The sequence below is a fragment of the Herbaspirillum sp. RV1423 genome (genome assembly GCF_000577615.1).
In the GTDB taxonomy this organism is placed as follows: domain Bacteria; phylum Pseudomonadota; class Gammaproteobacteria; order Burkholderiales; family Burkholderiaceae_D; genus Herbaspirillum.
Genome location: NZ_CBXX010000029.1, coordinates 1 through 18,347 on the forward strand (window position 1 = coordinate 1; position 18,347 = coordinate 18,347).

The following is an 18,347-nucleotide window of genomic DNA, read 5'->3' on the forward strand; positions in this document are numbered from 1 at the left end:
CGCTTGTCGCGCCGCCACCGCATGATCGTGTCGCTCCTGTTTCTTCTTCGCCACCTCGCGGCCTGTGCCGGTATATCGAATCGCTCTGGCTTTCTTCTCCATCTCTTTCTTCGCGTCCTGATATGCCTGTATCGTTGCCACAAAGCGAGCGCGCGCGCGTGCGGATTCGTCTTGTCTCTGCTGCTGCTTGCGCTGCTCTTCATCGCGCTCGGCAGCCCGCGCACGGTCATATGCCTGTGCATTCCATTCGGCATCCATGAGCCGATCCGGTTGAGACGGCTCAGGCTTGCCTTGCGCCTTGGCCTCTTGCTTCTGTCTTTCGTATTCGTGCTGGAGGTCTTCAAACTCCTTTTCGCTCTGCCATCGCCGCTCGTCGTCCCTCTTTAACTGTCTCTGTTTGTCTTCTCTTTCCTTGCCTGACTCATAGAGGCCCGTCTGCTTGATCATTTCTTTGAACGCTTCCTTGGCCCGATGCATCCACTCCTCAGGCCCTCCTCGGCGACTACCCTCCTGGCTATCGCGCTCAGAGGGTGTCCGTTGCGACTCCTGCTGCTCGAACTGGCTGCTGAGTTCCATGAACTCTTTTTCCTCTTGCTCTTTGCGGCGCTTGCGCGCTTGCTTGTCTTCGCGCGATTCGCGCAAACCGGTTTTTTCCAGCGACCGTTTGATCTTGCGCATCCACCTTGGCGACTTCGGTACATTCGATGCACCCTGGTGCTTCTTCTGCTCCTGGCGAATCTCTTCCTGGATGCGGAGTTGATCATGAGTGTGCGGCGATTGGTATTTCAGTCTTGAGTCCGACGTGCCCAGATCATCGACGAGGCCGGAGAGTTGATCCAACGGCCCCCTTGGTTGTGAGGGCCCTGGCGCATCTTCCCGGATATCGCCGATGCCGGAACGCGCCCCGGCACCGGAGCCATACGCCGAATCATTCCCGCCGGTGCGAGCAGGTCCGGAGACAGACATCCTGTCCATCAGATCGCTCATGGTGTCGATGTCGGAATCCGAGTCCGATTGTCCGCCTCCTGACCGCAAGTTCTTCTTCCGACCAGGCAGCCCGCTCTGCTCATTGGACGGCAGCGCCCGGTCGCGTCCCCAAGCCAGCATGCCTCGTTGCTTGCCGGTCGGGCTTCCCAACGCCATAAACACATTGGGATCCCGGGGCGGTACAGGACCAGGCGGCCGGTTGCTCTCGTCTTCCTGATCTGATTCGTCCCCTCGCGCGGACGGCGAGTCCAAGAGAGACAAATCGAACGACGACATTCCCGGCGTCGGCGGCATCGGCGATGGTAATGGCCTTGGACCGGGCGGTGAATCCAGGAGAGACATATCGAACGATGACATCCCAGGCGTCGGCGGCATCGGCGATGGCAATGGCAGCGGCCTGGATTGAGGCAGGCCAGGCGGTGGAGCCATCGACGTCGAGGGGAGCGGGGGATTGGATTGCCCCGTTAACTCGTTTGAATGCATGTTCTGCCGGTGGCTGGCCAGATGATTCATTCGCGTAAACTGTTGGCCACAAATTTGACACTGATAGGGCTTTTCGCCGGTGTGGCTGCGCAAATGCCTATCCAAATCCGGTTTCCGCAGAAACGTTTGAGAACAGTGATCACACGGAAGGCGTCCCCTCTTGTGAGTGAGTTCATGCTGGCTACGCATTGCCGGATGGCCGAACGCTTCATCACAACCATCGTATCGGCACGTATAGCGTTTGTCGCCCGTATGCGTAGCCGCATGGCGTTCCAGTCCAGACTTCTCCCTGAACATTTTTCCGCAGTCTCTGTGGGAGCAGACATGAGGCATCTCGTCCGAGTGAGTGCGCTTGTGTGCGGCCAGGGAGGCTGATTGTCGATACCTTCGACCACATATTTCGCACTCATGAGGCCTCTCGCCCGAGTGAAGAAGCCTGTGTGAAGCCAGATGCGACGATTGTTTAAACCTGCTGGGACATTCGTCGCACGCATAAGGCCTCTCATTTGTGTGAGTGCGCTTATGTGTGGTCAACGCCTGCTTTGTCGAAAGGACCGCCCCGCATGTGTCGCATGTGTGATCGCTCATCGGAAGCAAATCATCGGACATGACCGACTCCAGATCGTCCGGTTTTCTCCGTACCCTGGGGGTTGGAGGCGCGAGAAAGGGATCGAAACCCTGGGAGGACGCAGCAGATGAAGCGGGCTGTGGCTGAAAGGAACTTGCGCCCGGCCTCGGCGGCATGACTTGTGAGCTTCCCTGCTGAGACGGCTGGCGGCGCTGACGCGCGAGAAATTCGTCAAATGCGCCTCGACCAGGAGCAGAGGCTCCCGTCGGCGGAAGCGGCGGCGCAGGTTGCGGAGACATCTGATCGAGAATATTGAATACCTCGCTGGCAGTGATGTCATCTCCTTCCAGATCTGCCAGTTCGGGCAGTTGTAACTCCACCATGTCGTCTGTGTCTGCATCAGACTGACGGGACGGTCTTTTCCCCTGGGATTGTGGCGGTTGCTTAGAACGCTTCATCTCACACTCCAAAACGTTGTTCGCACCGATTCAAATTCGAGGCACGGCGCGATGGCATAGTGAAATATCTGTGTACAACCTCGTTCCGGAGGATGTGACGCGAGCCTCTGGAAGGCTATGACGCCTGAGGCTGTTGGCTAGCGTGAAAAGAGCTGACGGGACTACCGTAAAAAGTTGCAACTTGATTGTAATGCGTTTTTTTCAATTTACAACTTTTCAGCGGCGCCAAGATGTCGCGTTCCGACGACGCGAAAAAATGAGGAATGTCTTCCGGCTTGAGAGCTGTTGCCTGGCGCATGGCTCCTCTGAATACATCGACGATCAACTTGGCTCAGGAAGAGCCGACCGCCGCGGACAACGCGGGCCACGGTTGATAAAGTTCACGATAACGCTGCAACCGAGGCTGCAACGCTGCATGCCGCGCGGGCCGCGGCGCGTAGCTGTCTTGCTGCTGCGGCTTGCGGCACACCACCTCTTCGATCCCGCCATCAGCCAGCCAGGCCAGCCTGGCGGCGCCTAATGCGCCGCCGGCTTCGCTGCCGACGTGGGTGACGATGCCCACGTCAAGCGCGTCGCTCAACAACTGCGCCCAGTAGGCGCTGCGCGCGCCGCCGCCGACCAGCGACAATTGCCGCACGCCGGAACCGGCTGCGCGCAAGGCGTCGAGGCCGTCGACCATGCCGAAGCTCACGCCTTCCAGCACGGCATACGCCAGCGCAGCGCGCTGATGCTCATGCGACAGGCCGTGGAACATGCCGAGCGCATACGGATCATTATGCGGCGTGCGTTCGCCGGACAGGTAAGGCAGGAACAGCGGCGCATTGGCCAGCTCTTCGTCATTCAGCGCGGCGACCTCTTGCAGCAAAGTCTTCTCGTCGACGCTGCACAGGCGGCAAAACCAGCGCAGGCAACTGGCGGCCGACAGCATCACGCTCATCTGGTGCCAGCGCTGCGGCAAGGTATGGCAAAAGGCATGGATGGCGCGCGCCGGATTGGGACGAAATGCGTCGTTGACCACGAACAGCACACCCGAGGTGCCGAGTGAAAGAAAACCGTCGCCCGGATTGACCGCGCCGATGCCGACCGCACTGGCAGCGCCGTCGCCAGCGCCGCCGGCCACCGCAACTTCGGGCGACAAACCCCAGGCCCTTGCCACCTCGGGCAACAGGAAACCAGCGGCCACGCTGCCGTCGACCAGTTCCGGCATCTGCGCGCGGCGCATGCCGCCGGCCGCCAGCAATGCATCGGACCAGTCGCGTCGCGCCACGTCGAGCCAAAGCGTGCCGGCGGCATCGGACGGATCGGAGATTTTCCGGCCCGTCATCTGCAGCCGCAACCAGTCCTTGGGCAATAGCACGCACGCGACTTGCGCAAACAGTTCCGGCTCGTGGCGCGCCACCCAGAGCAACTTGGGCGCGGTGAATCCCGGCATCGCCAGATTGCCCGCAAGCTGATGCAAATCGGGGGCGCGCCGCGTCAGTTCGGCGCACTCCTCGGTGCTGCGCGAATCGCTCCACAAGATCGCGGGCCGCAATACCCGGTCGCGCTCATCCAGCAACACCGCGCCATGCATCTGCCCGGACAGGCCGACGGCCCGGACGCCTGCAAAACGCTCGTCGCCCAGTTGCGCGCGCAGCTTGGCGACGGTGTCGCAGGCGGCCTGCCACCATTGCTGCGGATCCTGTTCGGACCAGCGCGGATGCGGGCGCGACACCGTCAGCGACGTACCGGCCAGCGCCAGCAGCTCGCCCTCGGCGTCGATCACGACCGCCTTGACCTCCGACGTACCAAGGTCTATCCCGAGATACATGGCGCTCCTTGTTGGTCAGGACTTACGCAAGACCGCCCCGGCGTCGGCATGCCTGGTCGGGGCAATGTTGCGTAAGTCCTGTTGGTTTCTTATTGGTTGTTGTCCATCGTCAAGCCGGCATTGTAGACGAAGCCGCCAGCCAGGCGTTCACGCCGGCCACACCTTCGCGCAGCAGGCTTTCCAGTTGCGCGCTGCCGGCCAGTTCGCCCCACAGCAGCGGATCGGCGCAATAAGCGCGCAACGGATCGGCGGCTTCAAGCATGCCGCGCACGGCAACCGGATCGAAGATGCCGTCCTGGTATTCGTAAGGCAGCGCGCCCTGCTTCCAGCGCTGCAGGAAAACCAGAAACAGCGCGGGCAACACTGCCGTCGCGCCGGGATGACGCCCCCGCGCCAGACTGTCGCTGATGGTCGGCCGGATGAAGCCGGGGATCTTGGAAAAACCGTCCGCCGCCACGCGCTGGTTGGTGTCCTGGATGGCAGGATTGCCGAAGCGCGCCAGCGTGGTGTCGCGGTACGATTCCAGGTCCAGCGGACTCGGCGTCAGGCACGGGATCACGTCCTGCGTGATGTAATCGTAGGCCATGCGGCGGATATCTTCACGCGCCGTGCCTTCATGGATATAGTCGAGGCCGATCAGGGTGCCGGCCCAGGCGATGCAGCTATGGCTGGCGTTGAGGATGCGTATCTTGGCTTCCTCGTAGGGCAGCACCGACGCCACCATCTCCACACCGACTTTTTCCAGCGCCGGCCGGCCGGCCTTGAAATCGTCCTCGATCACCCACTGGATAAACGATTCCGCCATCAGGGCGCAAGGATCGTCGAGGCCGACGGCATCCTTCACGCGCCGGCGCACAGCCTCGGTAGGCCGCGGCGTGATGCGATCGACCATGGAGTTGGGACTGGCGACGTTGTGCCTGACCCACTCCAGCAATTCATGATGCCCGCGCAACGCCAGGAACTGCCGCAGGCCGCCAAGGAAACGCTTGCCGTTGTGACGCAGATTGTCGCAGTTGAGCAAAGTCACGCCGCCGGCGTTGCCGTCCCGGCGCGCCTGCAGGATGGCCGTGATCGCGCCGTAGATGGTGCGGCGCTCGCCGTCGATGTCGGCCGCCAGGTCGGGGTTCTGCACGTCCAGCAGGTGTTGGTGATCGAGGTAATAGCCGCCTTCGGTCACGGTGAAGGAAATCACGCGTGTGCGCGGTGCGGCGCCGGTTTTCACGAGGCTTTGCAGTTGCGCATCCCAGGGCACGATGCTGCGGATCGCGCCGATCGTCTCATAAGCGCGCTGGCCCTGCGGCGTCACCGTCTCGAGCGTGTAGTGGCCTTCGCTTTTTTCCAGCGCCTGCAGCAGCGGCGCCATGTCGGCCCGGATATTCCCCAGCGCCAGTTGCCAGCGACGATCGTCGTCATTGCCGCGCTCGCGCAGGCGGTGCAGATAAACCGCCTGATGGGCCCGATGGAAAGAACCGGCGCCGATGTGCAGCCAGACCAGGTCATTGTTTGAATCGCGGTTCGTCATGTTGTCCTCTATCCTGTATCCGTGTCGCCCGTCAATGCACCGCGGCGGCCGGATCGCGCGCAATGGCAAGACGCGGCACGGCGCTGCCGTCCTGGCGGAACAGATGACAACGGCCGGCGTCGGCGCTGACGCCGATGATGCTGCCGGAAGCAATCTTGATGCTATCCGCCACGCGCAGGATCAGCGGCTCTTCGGAAGCCTCGCTGGCGGCATATAGGTAGGAAAAATCGCCAAGCAGTTCCAGTGCCGTGAAATGTGCGTGCAAAATCGGCTGTCCGGCGGCGATATGCAGATGTTCGGGACGAATGCCGAGCGTGACCTTGTCGCCCAACGCCAGGGCGCCGCCTTCGACCGCCGCCAGTTGCCGTGCGCCTCCCGGTAATTGCACCAGTACGCCTTCGTCGCTGACGGCGGCCACGATGCCGTCGATGAAATTCATCTTCGGCGAGCCGATGAAGCCGGCCACGAAGCGATTGGCCGGATGGTGATAAAGCTCCTGCGGCGAACCGACCTGCTCGATGCGGCCGGCCGACAGCACCACGATCTTGTCGGCCAGCGTCATGGCCTCGATCTGGTCGTGCGTGACGTAGATCATGGTGGTCTTGAGATCGTCGTGCAGCTTGGAAAACTCCAGCCGCATCTTCACGCGCAGGGCCGCATCGAGATTCGACAACGGTTCGTCGAACAGGAACACGCTGGGCTGGCGCGTGATGGCGCGGCCGATGGCGACGCGCTGGCGCTGGCCGCCCGACAGGGCGCGCGGCTTGCGGTCGAGCAGATGGTCGATATGCAGGATCTTCGCGGCGTGCTGCACGGCGCTGTCGATCTCCGCCTTCGACTTGCCGGCGATCTTGAGGCCGAACGCCATGTTGTCGTACAGCGTCATGTGCGGATACAGCGCATACGACTGGAACACCATCGCGATGCCGCGCTTGGCGGCGGGAACGTCGTTCATGCGGCGCTCGCCGATGTTGAGGTCGCCGGCGCTGATGTCTTCCAGGCCCGCGATCATGCGCAGCAGCGTCGATTTTCCGCAGCCGGACGGACCGACGAAGACGACGAACTCGCCGTCGTCGATGTCGAGGTTGATGTCGCGCATTACTTCGTTGTCGTCATAGCGCTTGGCGAGGTTTCTGATAGTGACGGCTGCCATGATGGTCTCCTTGTTGCGTTTCTGTTGTTGCGTTGTATCGATGTCGTGCGATCGCACTTGATGTCGCTTATGCCGCACGTTCCGCCAGCAAGGCGCCGATCAGCGCGGGCAATTCCCGCATATCGTCGAACACCCGTTCGGCGCCGGCATCGAGCAGTCTGTGATGCATGCCCTGCCTGTCGTGCGCCACGCCGGTGAAACCGAGCACGCGCATGCCGGCGGTGCTGGCGGCGCGCACGCCGGTGACGCTGTCGTCGACCGCCACGCAGTGCTGCGGCGCGATGCCGTAACCGGCCGCTGCAGCCAGATAGACATGCGGCGCCGGCTTGGGCCGGCCGACCTCGTGCGCGCTGTGGATATGGCCGTCGAACATCGCGAGCAAGCCGCAACGCTCCAGTCCCTTGACGATGCGGTCGCTGCTGCTGTTGCTGGCGACGGCCTTGGGCAAGTCGATTTGCAGCAAGGCGTCGGCAATGCCCGGCACCAGTTGCACTTCCTCGCCGCAAGCGATGCCAACGGCGAGATTGATGCCGGCGTATTGGCCGGCATTAAGGCCGAAACCGAATTCGAGATCCAGCTCATCCAGCAGCAGCTCGGTGAACATGCCCAGGCGCGACGCGATGGCGTGATGCAACCTGTCGCCCTCGTCCGGACTCCTGAGCAAGGGCGACAGATGTTCGTGCAGCACGCGCAGCGCGATGCTCTCGCTGTCGAGCAGGACGCCGTCGCAGTCGCAGACCAGATGGGTAATTGCAGGCTTCATGTTTCCTTTCATTGCGGACGCATCTCGTCAATCATCGTGAGGTCTACTTCACGGCGCCGAAAGTCAGGCCGCGCACCAGTTGCTTCTGCGCCAGCCAGCCGAGCGCCATGATGGGTGCGATCGCCAGCAGCGACGCGGCCGACAGCTTGGCCCAGAACAGCCCTTCCGGATTGGAATACGAGGCGATGAACACCGTCAGCGGCGCGGCGTCCACGCTGGTCAGGTTGAGGCTCCAGAAGGCTTCGTTCCACGACAGGATGATCAGCAACAGCGCGGTGGAAGCCAATCCGGGCATGGAGGTCGGCAACAGCAGGTACAACATTTCCTGCCAGGCGTTGGCGCCGTCGATGCGCGCGGCTTCGAGGATTTCCCTGGGCACGTCGTTGAAATACGTGAACGCCATCCACACCGCGATCGGCAGGTTGATCAGCGTGTAGATCAGCGTGAGGCCGGCGACCGAGTCGAGCAAGCCGCTGTTCTTGGCCAGCAGGTAGATCGGCACCAGCACGCCGACGGCCGGCATCATCTTGGTCGACAGCATCCACAGCAACAGCTTCTGCGTGCGGCCGGTCGGAAAAAACGCCATCGAATACGCCGCCGGCACCGCGATGATCAACGCCATCAAGGTCGAGCCGAGCGACACGATCAACGAATTCTTCACGAAAGCGAGATAGTTGCTGCGCTCGAAGACTTCACGGAAAGTGTCGAGCGTGGGCATGAAGATCAGGCTCGGCAGGTACGCCTGATGCTCGTTCTTGAACGCCGTGACCGCCACCCAGAAGATCGGAAAGAACAATACGATGGCGCAGGTCCAGGCCAGCAGCGCAACCCAGAGCGGACTTTTCTTGGCGTCGTTCATTATTCGTTTGCTCCTTTGAGATTCTTCGCCAGCATGCGCACCAGGAAGAACGACACGATGTTCGCCAGCACGACGGCGAAGATGCCGCCCGCCGAGGCGATGCCGATGTCGAATTGCTGCAGGCCGATCGAATACACCAGGTAGGTCAGGTTGGTGGTTTCGGTGCCTGGGCCGCCGGCGGTCGTCGTGAAGATTTCCGCGAACACCGACAGCAGGAAAATGGTTTCGATCATGATCACCACCGTGATCGCGCGCTTCAGGTGCGGCAGCACGATGTGGAAGAAGATGCGGATCGGTCCGGCGCCGTCGAGCTGCGCCGCTTCCTTCTGGTCGCCGTCGAGCGACTGCAGCGCCGTCAGCAGGATCAGGAAGGCGAATGGAATCCATTGCCACGAGACGATGATGATCACCGACAGCATCGGGTATTCGGCGAGCCAGTCGATCGGCTCCATGCCCAGGTGGCGCATGACGAAGGCGAGCATGCCGTAGACCGGATGCATGATCATGTTTTTCCAGATCAGCGCGGCCACGGTCGGCATCACGAAAAACGGCCCGATCACCAGCAGCCTGGCAATGCCGCGGCCGCGGAACGGCTGGTCGAACAGCACCGCCAGCAGGGTGCCGCCGATCACGCTGACGCCGAGCACCGAGCCGATCAGCAAGGCCGTGTTGGCGATCGACGGCCAGAAGGCAGGATCCTCCAGCAGGAAGCGATAATTTTCCAGGCCGACGAAACCGGTCTGGTCGGGCGCCATCAGGTTGTAGCGATTGAACGAAAAGTACACCGTCATCGCCAGCGGCACGATCATCCACAGGAACAGCAGCGCCACCGCCGGCGTCTGCAGCAGGCGGACCGGCAGGAAGCGCTCGGCGCTCGCGTGCTTGCCGCGGCGCTTCCTGCGTGCGGGCTGGCTGTCGGACGAAGCGGTCTCTGGATGCATGGGAGAGGTGTTGGATATCGATGACATGATGGCCTTGATGCTAAGTCAGGTTCGGGCCGGCGTCGTGCCTGGAACATTCCGGCGAAATCGAAAGCGCTGCCTGTCCGCTGCGCCGGCGGGAAGACCGGCGCAGCGGTTTTGCTTGAGTCACTTGATATAGCGCCCCTGTTTCATCATGCGCACGGTCTGCGCCTGCGCCGTCTTCAGCGCCGCGTCGGTCGTGCCCTTGCCCGCCAGCGCCCCGGCGATGGCCTGTCCGGTGATGGTGCCGATGGACTGGAACTCGGGAATCGTGGCGAACTGAATGCCAGTGTACGGCACCGGCTTCAAGGTCGGGTTGTTGGCGTCGGCGTTCTGGATCGCGTCCAGTACGAAGTCGGAAAACGGCGAGGACTTCTTGTACTCGGCCGAAGCGTAAGTCGACATGCGCGTGCCGGGCGGCACCAGCGCCCAGCCGCTGTCCTTGGCAACCAGCTTGATGTAATCCTTCGACGTCGCCCAGGCGGCGAACTTCTTTGCCGCGTCCTGCGACTTGGACGACTTCGGCACCGCCAGCGACCAGATCCACAACCAATGCGAACCCTTGTCGGTGGTCGCCATCGGCGCCGGCGCGAACGCGGTCTTGTCGGACACCTTGGAATCCTTGCCGTGGTACAGCATGCCGGCCGCCACGGTGGCGTCTACCCACATGCCGCATTTGCCGCCCGAGAACAGCACCAGATTTTCATTGAAACCGTTCGAGCTGGCGCCCGGCGGCCCGTATTTGCGCATCAGGTCGACATAGAAACCGACCGCCTGCTTCCACTCCGGCGTATCGAGCTGGGGTTGCCATTTTTCGTCGAACCAGCGGCCGCCCCAGGCGTTGACCATGGTGCCGACCAGCGCCATGTTTTCACCCCAGCCGGCGCGCCCGCGCAGGCAGATGCCATAGACGCCCTTGGCCGGCTCATGCAGTTGCGCGGCGAGCTTGCCGATGTCGTCCCAGGTCGGCTTCTCGGGCATCTTCAGGTTCTTTTGCGCGAACAGGTCCTTGCGGTAATACGTCATCGAGCTCTCCGCATAGAACGGCAGCGCGTACAGCTTGCCGTCGGTCGTCAGGCCTTCGCGCACGGTCTTGATCAGATCGGCCTCGTCGTAGTCGGCAGGCAGGCCTGTCATCGGCGCCAGCCAGCCTTTCTTGGCCCAGATCGGCGCTTCATATGCGCCGATGGTCATCAGGTCGAACTGGCCGCTGTTGGTGGCGATGTCGGTGGTCAGGCGCTGGCGCAGCACGCTTTCTTCCATGGTGACCCAGCGCAGCTTGATGTCGGGATTGGCCTTCTCGAACTGCGGCGAGAGCTTTTGCAGTTCGATCATGTCGGGATTGTTGATGGATGCGATGTTCAGTGTGACGGGCTCTGCGCATGCGATGCCGGCGAAACCCAGCAAGGCGATAAGGGCGGCAATGCGTGCAGAAGGACGTGCAACGGCGGCGCGAATTTTCATGCTTGTCTCCATTGTGTGCGGGCTGAAGGACGTCCGGAAAGGTACGTCTTTGCCTCGATTTAGTTATTGAGCAAAAAATCTGTTTGCGAGCAAATAATCAAACATCGGCGATCGAAAGTCAAGCATTTGCATTTTGGTTGAGCAAATATTCAAATTTGATAATAATGCGATGTCAATGTCATACGACGGCCTCCGCCGTCCGCAGCCGTCAGACAACGCCGCGCCGGTACAATGCCGGATCGCCCGGCCATCGGACGACGGCGGGTATATAAAAAAGGGAAATCGATGTCATCCAGTTCATCCAAACTCGACCTGGCGGCGCGCGCCGCATGGATGTATTACGTCGCCGGCAACACCCAGAACGAAATCGCCGAGCGCCTCGGCATCTCGCGCCAGATGGCGCAGCGCATGGTGGCCTACGCCGGCGCCTCGAATCTGGTGAAGGTGCAGATCACGCACCCGATCTCTTCCTGCCTCGAATTGGCGCAAGGCCTGCAGCAACGCTACGGCCTCGACGTCTGCCGCGTCGTGCCGGGCAGCGAAGCCGCTGGCGGCGACGACGCCCAGGGCACCCAGCAGATGCTGGCGGTGGCCGGCGCCGAGCTGATGGAACAATACCTGCGCCAGGAACAGCCGCTGATCGTCAACGTCGGCTCGGGCCGCACGCTCAAAGCCGCGATTGAAAAAATCAGCGAGATGGACCGGCCGCAGCATCAGATCGTCTCGATGATCGGCGCGTTCGCGTCGGACGGTTCGGCCAATCGCTACGACGTCGCCCTGCTCGCCGCCGAAAAGATGCAAAGCCGCTTCTACCTGCTGCCGGCGCCGCGCGTGGCCGAGAGCGAAGCCGACCGCAAGCAATGGTGCAATCATCGCGCCTACCAGATCGTTACCGGCCTGGCGCAAAAAGCCGACGTTACCTTCCTCGGCATCGGCACGATTGCGCTGCAAGGCGCGATGCATGAAGACGGTTTCATCGACGACGACGAAGTGGCGCAATTGCAAAAGCAAGGCGCGGTCGGCGAACTGATCTGCCACGCCTTCGACGCCGACGGCAAACTGCTGCGCTCGCCGCTGGCGGCACGCATCACCACGCCGCCGCTGAAGTCGCCGCCGGACAGACCGGTGATCGCCATGGCGGGCGGGCGCAAGAAAGCCGCAGCGGTGCGCGCGGCCTTGCGCGGCGGTTGGCTGACCGGTCTGGTGACGGACGAATATTGCGCGCAGTTCGCCTTGCAGGACGATTGAATTTCAGTCGTACGCGAACAAGAATCGACAACATCACAAGTACGGAGACAGTCATGCCCCATCCCATCGAATTCGTCGTCTTCGGCGAAGCCCTGACCGACTTCATCCGCCAGCCCGGCGGCGAATGGCGCGCCCTGCCCGGCGGCGCCTGCTGGAACGTCGCGCGCGTCGGCGCGCGACTGGGCGTGGCGACCGGTTACGCCGGCAGCGTCAGCAGCGACGTATTCGGCGAGGAACTGCGCATGCTCACGCAAGAAGCGGGGCTCGACATGCGCTACCTGCAACAGGTCGACAAATCGCCGTTGCTGGCAATGGTGACCTCGACCACGCCGCCCGATTATTTCTTCGTGGGCGACGACAGCGCCGATTTGCATTTCGATCCGGCGAAGTTGCCTGAAGGCTGGATGGACGACGCCAAAGTATTGCATTTCGGCTGCATCAGCCTGGCGCGCGAACCGCTCGCCTCGCGTCTGCTGGCGATCGCAACGGAAGGCGCGCAACGCGGCAAGCGCATCGCCTTCGATCCCAACTGGCGCAAGCTGATGGACCGGCCGGAATATCACGTGCTCATGCGCAAGCTGCTGGCGCTATCGCATTATGTGAAGGTATCGGATGAAGATCTGGAAAAATTATTTCCCGGCGATGCGCAAGCGCTGGCGACCTTGAAGGTCTTGGCGCCGCAAGCGGAAATTCTGCTCACGCGCGGCGCTCAAGGCATGTCGTGGATCAAGGGAGAGCGTGTCGTGGAGCAGCCGGTCTATCGTGTCGAGGTGATCGATACGGTGGGTTGCGGGGATGCGTCGATGGGCGGCTGGATTGCCAGTATTTTGCGGCAGGCGGATGCGCCGGTAGTGACACATTTGCAGTGTGCTGCTGCCGCGGCGGCATTGTCGGCGGCGCGGGCGGGGGCTTATGCGGCGACTTGGGATGAGGTGCAGGGGTTGGTTAATCGCTGAGTGCGGTTGCTTACTTTGTTCCGACCAACAATTAAGTCACCAATCTTGTTCGCTCTTCGATCAACCCTTCGCCGGGGGTAGCCCGGCAGCTACTCACTTTTCTTGCTCCGCCAAGAAAAGTAAGCAAAAGAAGGCGGCCGCTGGGTCGTAGCCCCTTCGGGGTTCCCGGCGTCGTCAGGCGCAAATCGGGAAGGGAAAAAACTCGCTGCGCTCAGACATTTTCCCCTCTTTTTCCGATTTGCACCTGCCGCCACCGGCTACTCTCAAGCGGAACGGCCAGACTGGCTCGCTTACGCATCGCCAGGGGACGGTGGTGGTTTTGATATCTCCGGTCTTATTTACTTCGTCGTTCCAACGCAAGTTGGAACCCAGTGTCGTTGCAGCGGTTGAGTGATGCGCTGACGTCACTGGGTCCCAGCGTTCGCTGGGACAACGGATTAAATGGAAACGACAGGCGGGCATAAATGACGATGCCGAAGGCGAGTGATCCCAGGCGAGGCGCAGCGAGCCAGTCTGGCCGTTCCGCTTGGAGCCAGCCGGTGATGCGATGCGAAAAATGGAAAAAGAAGGAAAAATGTCTGAGCGAAGCGAGTTTTTTTCCTTCCCATTTTTTGCTTCGCAGCACCGGGTACCCCCGAAGGGGGCTGGATCCCGCGGTCGCCTTTCTTTGCTTACTTTCTTTGGCGAAGCAAAGAAAGTGAGCGGCTGCCGTTTGCTGAAGCAGTGCTTCAGCCCCCCGGCAACCCAAGGTCGTCCGAAGAAAGAACAGAATCAGTTACGACAATAACGACAAGTCGAAACAAAACCTCAACTCACCTTCTCCAGCTTGGCCACACTCAAATCCAGCAACTTCATCCCAAACTTCCCGAAGTTGATATGCGCCCGCGTACTCCCCCCGCCACCCTCGATATTGACGATGACACCCTCGCCAAACTTGGCATGCGCCACATTCTGACCAATACGCCACCCCGAATCGGGACGGCTGAAATTCTGCGCGATCTTGTTGTTGCCGGATTCAGGCGCAGCATCCCAGGCCGATTTCGGATGCGCGAACCAGCTATGTTGCTGCTGAATTTTCGGCGACAGCCACTTGATCGCTTCCTCCGGCAACTCATCGAAGAAACGTGAACGCATGTTGTAGCGCGTCTGACCGTGCAGCATGCGCGTCTGCGAAAAGCTCATGAACAGACGCTTGCGCGCACGCGTGATGGCGACATACATCAGGCGCCGCTCCTCTTCCACGCCGCCTTCTTCCTTGGCGCTGTTCTCATGCGGGAACAAGCCCTCCTCCAACCCGGTGATGAACACCGCATCGAACTCCAACCCCTTGGCCGAGTGCACCGTCATCAATTGCAACGCGTCCTGGCCTGCCTGCGCCTGGTTGTCGCCGGCTTCCAGCGAAGCGTGCGAGAGGAAGGCCGAGAGCGGCGACATTACCGCCGCCAGCGGCGCGTCGGCATCGATGATCTCCACCCCGTCCGCCGTCGTGATCGCCGTGCCGGCAACGGCTTGCGCCTGCGGACCGAGGAAGGCCGGGGTGTCCAGGCCGTAGCCTTCTTCCGACACGAACAGGGTCGCGGCGCTGACGAGCTGCTCCAGATTCTCGATGCGGTCGGCGCCTTCCTTTTCGTTCTGGTAGTGCGTGATCAGGCCGCTGGCGTCGAGCACCACCTGCACCATTTCCTGCAAGGGCAAATTCTGCGTTTCAAAGCGCGCGCCTTCGATCAGCTTGATGAAGGCGTTGAGCGACGACCCGGCTTTGCCGGCGACGTAAGGCACGGCGGCGTACAGCGAACAATTGTACTGGCGCGCCGCATCCTGCAATTGCTCCAGCGCCTTGGCGCCGATGCCGCGCGTCGGGAAGTTGACCACGCGCAGGAAGGCCGAATCGTTGTTCAGGTTGTCCATCAACTGCAGGTAGGCGATCGCGTGCTTGATTTCGGCGCGCTCGAAGAAGCGCTGGCCGCCATAGACGCGATACGGAATCGCCGCCGAAAACAAGGCATGTTCCAGCACGCGCGACTGCGCGTTGGAACGGTACAGCACGGCGATCTCGCTGCGCGACCAGCCTTCGGCGATCAGGCTCTTGACCTGCTCGATGATCCATTGCGCCTCCTGCAGGTCGCTGCTCGATTCGAACACGCGCACCTGTTCGCCGTGGCCGGCGTCGGTGCGCAGGTTCTTGCCGAGACGCTTGCTGTTGTTGGCGATCAGGATGTTGGCGGCGTCGAGGATGTGGCCGTGCGAACGGTAGTTCTGCTCCAGCTTGATCAGGTTCTCGACGCGGAACTCGCGCTCGAATGCCGACATGTTGCCGACGTTGGCGCCGCGGAACGCATAGATGCTCTGGTCGTCGTCGCCCACCGCGAACACCGCGCTGCTGTCGACCTGGCCCTGGCCGGACATCAGCTTGAGCCATTTGTATTGCAGGTCGTTGGTGTCCTGGAACTCGTCCACCAGGATGTGCTTGAAGCGGCGCTGGTAATGTTCACGCAACGGCTGGTTGCGCGACAACAGCTCGTAGGTGCGCAGCAGCAGTTCGGCGAAATCGACCACGCCTTCGCGCTGGCATTGCTGGTCGTACAGGTCGTACAGCTCGACGAACTTGCGGTTGTAGTCGTCGTGCGCCTCCACATCCTTGGCGCGCAAGCCCTGGTCCTTGGCGCCGTTGATGAAGTACATCAGGTTGCGCGGCGGATATTTTTCATCGTCGACGTTCATCGACTTCAGGAGACGCTTGATGGCCGACAACTGATCCTGCGAATCGAGGATCTGGAAGGTCTGCGGCAGCCCGGCGTCGCGGTGATGTGCGCGCAGCAGGCGGTTGCACAGGCCGTGGAAAGTGCCTATCCACATCCCCCGCGTGTTGATCGGCATCATCGCCGACAGGCGCGTCAGCATTTCCTTGGCCGCCTTGTTGGTGAAGGTCACCGCCAGGATGCCCGAGGGCGAGACCTGCCCGGTCTGGATCAGCCAGGCGATGCGCGTGGTCAGCACGCGCGTCTTGCCGGATCCGGCGCCGGCCAGGATCAATGCGGATTGAGCGGGAAGGGTAACGGCGGCAAGCTGCTCGGCGTTGAGGTTATGGAGAAGATTTTGCATGCCGCGATTATACGACTGTGCGCTGCCGCAAGCGCGCATCGTTGCACTGCACAGCACCCGCGACCGGCTTAAATCCGGCGCCGCCAGCAGGTTTGCGCCAACCGGCGTAAAATTTTGCACTGCAACATGGCATTGATGCCATGGCGTCAACCACCCTCCCTTGCCATGTCCGAAGAAGCACTACGTCCCGCCGTCCCCGCCGCCGCTGAAGGCGCGCCCGCGCAAACCGCCGTCATCAGCCGGATTTTCTCCACCATCCTGTTCACCTTCCTTGCCTACATGACCATCGGCATTCCGCTGGCGGTGCTGCCCGGCTATGTCCATCTGGACCTAGGCTACAGTTCCTTCATCGCCGGCCTGTCGATCAGCGTGCAGTATGTATCCACCTTCATCACCCGCGCCCAGGCCGGGCGCATGGTCGACACCATCGGTCCCAAGAAGACGGTGATGCGCGGCATGCTGGCCTGTGTCGCCAGCGGTGCCTTCCTGGTGCTGGCGGCGTGGTTTGCCGAGCTGCCGTGGCTGAGCCTGACCATGATCCTGATCAGCCGCTCCTGCCTGGGCGTCGGCGAGAGCCTGGCCGGCACCGGCGCCATCATCTGGGGCATCGGCCGCATCGGCGCCGCGCATACCGCGCGCATGATTTCGTGGAACGGCATCGCCACCTACGGCGCGCTGGCCATCGGTGCGCCGCTGGGCGTGGCGCTGGAACACACCGCCGGCTTCTCGGCCATCGGTTTCCTGGCCCTGGCGCTGCCGCTGATCGGCTACCTGATTGCGCGCCGCCGTCCCGCAGTGCCGATCATGCGCGGCGAGCGCCTGGCCTTCCGCCTGGTCCTCAACCGCGTGCTGCCCTACGGCATCGGCCTGGCGTTGGGCACCGTCGGTTTCGGCGCCATCGCCACGTTCATCACGCTGTATTACGCCAGCCATCAATGGTCGAACGCAGCGTTTTCGCTGACGCTGTTCAGTTGCTGCTTCATCGGCTCGCGCCTGCTGTTCGCCAACGCCATCAATCGTTTCGGCGGATTCAGGGTGGCGATCGCCTCATTCATCGTTGAAACACTGGGCCTGACTATCCTATGGCTGGCGGGATCGGCGGAAATCGCCATGATCGGCGCTTCGCTGGCCGGTTTCGGCTTCGCGCTGGTGTTTCCTTCGCTGGGCGTGGAAGCGGTCGGACTGGTGCCCGCCGCCAACCGCGGCGCGGCGCTGGGAGCGTATTCGGTATTCCTCGACCTCGCGCTGGGCATTACCGGTCCGCTGGCGGGGCTGATCGTCGGCCAGTTCGGCTATAACGACGTGTTCCTGTGCGCCGCGGTCGGCTCGGTCTGTGCGGCGGCATTGACGCTGTCGCTATACCGGCGCTCGCGCCCGGCAAGCCATGATTGAGGGGCCCGACAGCCTGTGATGCTGTCGATCAGCCCTATGTGTTATTCATGAGGGTTGCGTTTTTGGCATAGAATTGGAACGTCGCATTCCATCACACCAAGGAGCAAAACAATGGCAAAGAAAAGCGTGGCATCGATCAATATCGGCATCAACGACAAAGATCGCAAGAAGATTGCTGACGGCCTCAGCAAATTGCTGGCCGACACTTATACGCTCTACCTCAAGACGCACAATTTCCACTGGAACGTCACCGGTCCGATGTTCAACACCCTGCACCTGATGTTCGAAGGCCAGTACAACGAACTGGCGCTGGCCGTCGACCTGATCGCCGAACGCATCCGCGCGCTGGGCTATCCGGCGCCGGGTTCCTACAAGGATTTCGCCAAGCTGTCGTCGATCCCCGAAGCCGAAGGCGTGCCTGCCGCCGAGGAAATGATCCGCCAGTTGGTGGCCGGCCAGGAAGCCGTCACCCGCACCGCGCGTTCGCTGTTCCCCGCAGTCGACGCTGCCGCCGACGAACCGACCGCCGACCTGCTGACCCAGCGCATGCAGTTGCATGAAAAGAACGCCTGGATGCTGCGCAGCCTGCTGGAAGGCTGATCTTACCTTGCAATAAAAAA

12 protein-coding genes and 2 pseudogenes are annotated in these 18,347 nt (G+C 61.9%); 4 read left to right on the forward strand and 10 right to left on the reverse strand.

All coding sequences use genetic code 11. The features are described from left to right. The 9 genes and pseudogenes from RV1423_RS30665 to RV1423_RS20440 form a co-directional block, all read right to left on the reverse strand. On the reverse strand, positions 1 to 1,143 hold a 1,143-nt coding region (locus RV1423_RS30665; protein ID WP_231502438.1), incomplete at its 3' end, for a hypothetical protein. Between the two features lie 843 nt (positions 1,144 to 1,986). Further along, positions 1,987 to 2,496: pseudogene (locus RV1423_RS30945) on the reverse strand (C2H2-type zinc finger protein); the annotation flags it as partial. A gap of 331 nt (positions 2,497 to 2,827) precedes the next feature. After that, complete coding sequence (gene xylB / locus RV1423_RS20410) at positions 2,828 to 4,306, reverse strand: xylulokinase (protein ID WP_034300686.1); 1,479 nt, start codon at positions 4,304 to 4,306, stop codon at positions 2,828 to 2,830. 109 nt (positions 4,307 to 4,415) lie between these two features. Then, positions 4,416 to 5,828: a D-arabinitol 4-dehydrogenase gene (gene dalD, locus RV1423_RS20415; RefSeq protein ID WP_034300689.1), complete on the reverse strand. Its 1,413-nt coding sequence runs from the start codon at positions 5,826 to 5,828 to the stop codon at positions 4,416 to 4,418. A gap of 31 nt (positions 5,829 to 5,859) precedes the next feature. After that, a complete protein-coding gene (gene ugpC / locus RV1423_RS20420) occupies positions 5,860 to 6,981 on the reverse strand; it encodes a sn-glycerol-3-phosphate ABC transporter ATP-binding protein UgpC (RefSeq protein ID WP_034300872.1) in 1,122 nt (373 codons plus the stop codon). A gap of 67 nt (positions 6,982 to 7,048) precedes the next feature. Then, positions 7,049 to 7,744 carry an HAD-IA family hydrolase gene (locus RV1423_RS20425; protein ID WP_034300692.1) on the reverse strand — a complete coding sequence of 232 codons (696 nt, stop codon included), beginning with the start codon at positions 7,742 to 7,744 and terminating at the stop codon, positions 7,049 to 7,051. A gap of 43 nt (positions 7,745 to 7,787) precedes the next feature. Beyond that, a pseudogene (locus tag RV1423_RS20430) lies at positions 7,788 to 8,567 on the reverse strand (carbohydrate ABC transporter permease); the annotation flags it as partial. A 35-nt stretch (positions 8,568 to 8,602) separates the two neighbouring features. After that, positions 8,603 to 9,571, reverse strand: coding sequence for a carbohydrate ABC transporter permease (locus RV1423_RS20435; RefSeq protein ID WP_034300696.1), 969 nt, complete (start codon positions 9,569 to 9,571; stop codon positions 8,603 to 8,605). Positions 9,572 to 9,691: 120 nt separating this feature from the next. Beyond that, positions 9,692 to 11,029, reverse strand: coding sequence for a sugar ABC transporter substrate-binding protein (locus RV1423_RS20440; protein WP_155835188.1), 1,338 nt, complete (start codon positions 11,027 to 11,029; stop codon positions 9,692 to 9,694). 285 nt (positions 11,030 to 11,314) lie between these two features. On the opposite strand from RV1423_RS20440, the gene RV1423_RS20445 reads away from it, so the two are divergent. Further along, entirely contained in the window at positions 11,315 to 12,277 is a 963-nt protein-coding gene (locus tag RV1423_RS20445; RefSeq protein WP_034300701.1) for a sugar-binding transcriptional regulator, read from the forward strand. 53 nt (positions 12,278 to 12,330) lie between these two features. Continuing rightward, entirely contained in the window at positions 12,331 to 13,233 is a 903-nt protein-coding gene (locus RV1423_RS20450) for a carbohydrate kinase (RefSeq protein ID WP_034300703.1), read from the forward strand. An 807-nt stretch (positions 13,234 to 14,040) separates the two neighbouring features. Here RV1423_RS20450 and RV1423_RS20455 read toward each other — a convergent pair. Beyond that, a complete protein-coding gene (locus tag RV1423_RS20455) occupies positions 14,041 to 16,335 on the reverse strand; it encodes a UvrD-helicase domain-containing protein (RefSeq protein ID WP_034300875.1) in 2,295 nt (764 codons plus the stop codon). Positions 16,336 to 16,500: 165 nt separating this feature from the next. On the opposite strand from RV1423_RS20455, the gene RV1423_RS20460 reads away from it, so the two are divergent. Both RV1423_RS20460 and RV1423_RS20465 read left to right on the forward strand, forming a co-directional pair. Next, entirely contained in the window at positions 16,501 to 17,727 is a 1,227-nt protein-coding gene (locus RV1423_RS20460; protein ID WP_034300705.1) for an MFS transporter, read from the forward strand. Positions 17,728 to 17,838: 111 nt separating this feature from the next. Beyond that, complete coding sequence (locus RV1423_RS20465; RefSeq protein WP_034300707.1) at positions 17,839 to 18,327, forward strand: Dps family protein; 489 nt, start codon at positions 17,839 to 17,841, stop codon at positions 18,325 to 18,327. Positions 18,328 to 18,347: the final 20 nt, after the last annotated feature.

What these genes read in the sequence shown, in the direction of transcription:
- RV1423_RS20445 (WP_034300701.1), top strand. Translation starts at nt 11,315, where the DNA reads ATGTCATCCAGTTCATCCAAACTCGACCTGGCGGCGCGCGCCGCATGG.
- RV1423_RS20435 (WP_034300696.1), bottom strand. Translation starts at nt 9,571, where the DNA reads ATGTCATCGATATCCAACACCTCTCCCATGCATCCAGAGACCGCTTCG.
- RV1423_RS20425 (WP_034300692.1), bottom strand. Translation starts at nt 7,744, where the DNA reads ATGAAGCCTGCAATTACCCATCTGGTCTGCGACTGCGACGGCGTCCTG.
- RV1423_RS20460 (WP_034300705.1), top strand. Translation starts at nt 16,501, where the DNA reads ATGTCCGAAGAAGCACTACGTCCCGCCGTCCCCGCCGCCGCTGAAGGC.
- RV1423_RS20465 (WP_034300707.1), top strand. Translation starts at nt 17,839, where the DNA reads ATGGCAAAGAAAAGCGTGGCATCGATCAATATCGGCATCAACGACAAA.
- ugpC (WP_034300872.1), bottom strand. Translation starts at nt 6,981, where the DNA reads ATGGCAGCCGTCACTATCAGAAACCTCGCCAAGCGCTATGACGACAAC.
- dalD (WP_034300689.1), bottom strand. Translation starts at nt 5,828, where the DNA reads ATGACGAACCGCGATTCAAACAATGACCTGGTCTGGCTGCACATCGGC.
- RV1423_RS20455 (WP_034300875.1), bottom strand. Translation starts at nt 16,335, where the DNA reads ATGCAAAATCTTCTCCATAACCTCAACGCCGAGCAGCTTGCCGCCGTT.
- xylB (WP_034300686.1), bottom strand. Translation starts at nt 4,306, where the DNA reads ATGTATCTCGGGATAGACCTTGGTACGTCGGAGGTCAAGGCGGTCGTG.
- RV1423_RS20450 (WP_034300703.1), top strand. Translation starts at nt 12,331, where the DNA reads ATGCCCCATCCCATCGAATTCGTCGTCTTCGGCGAAGCCCTGACCGAC.
- RV1423_RS20440 (WP_155835188.1), bottom strand. Translation starts at nt 11,029, where the DNA reads ATGAAAATTCGCGCCGCCGTTGCACGTCCTTCTGCACGCATTGCCGCC.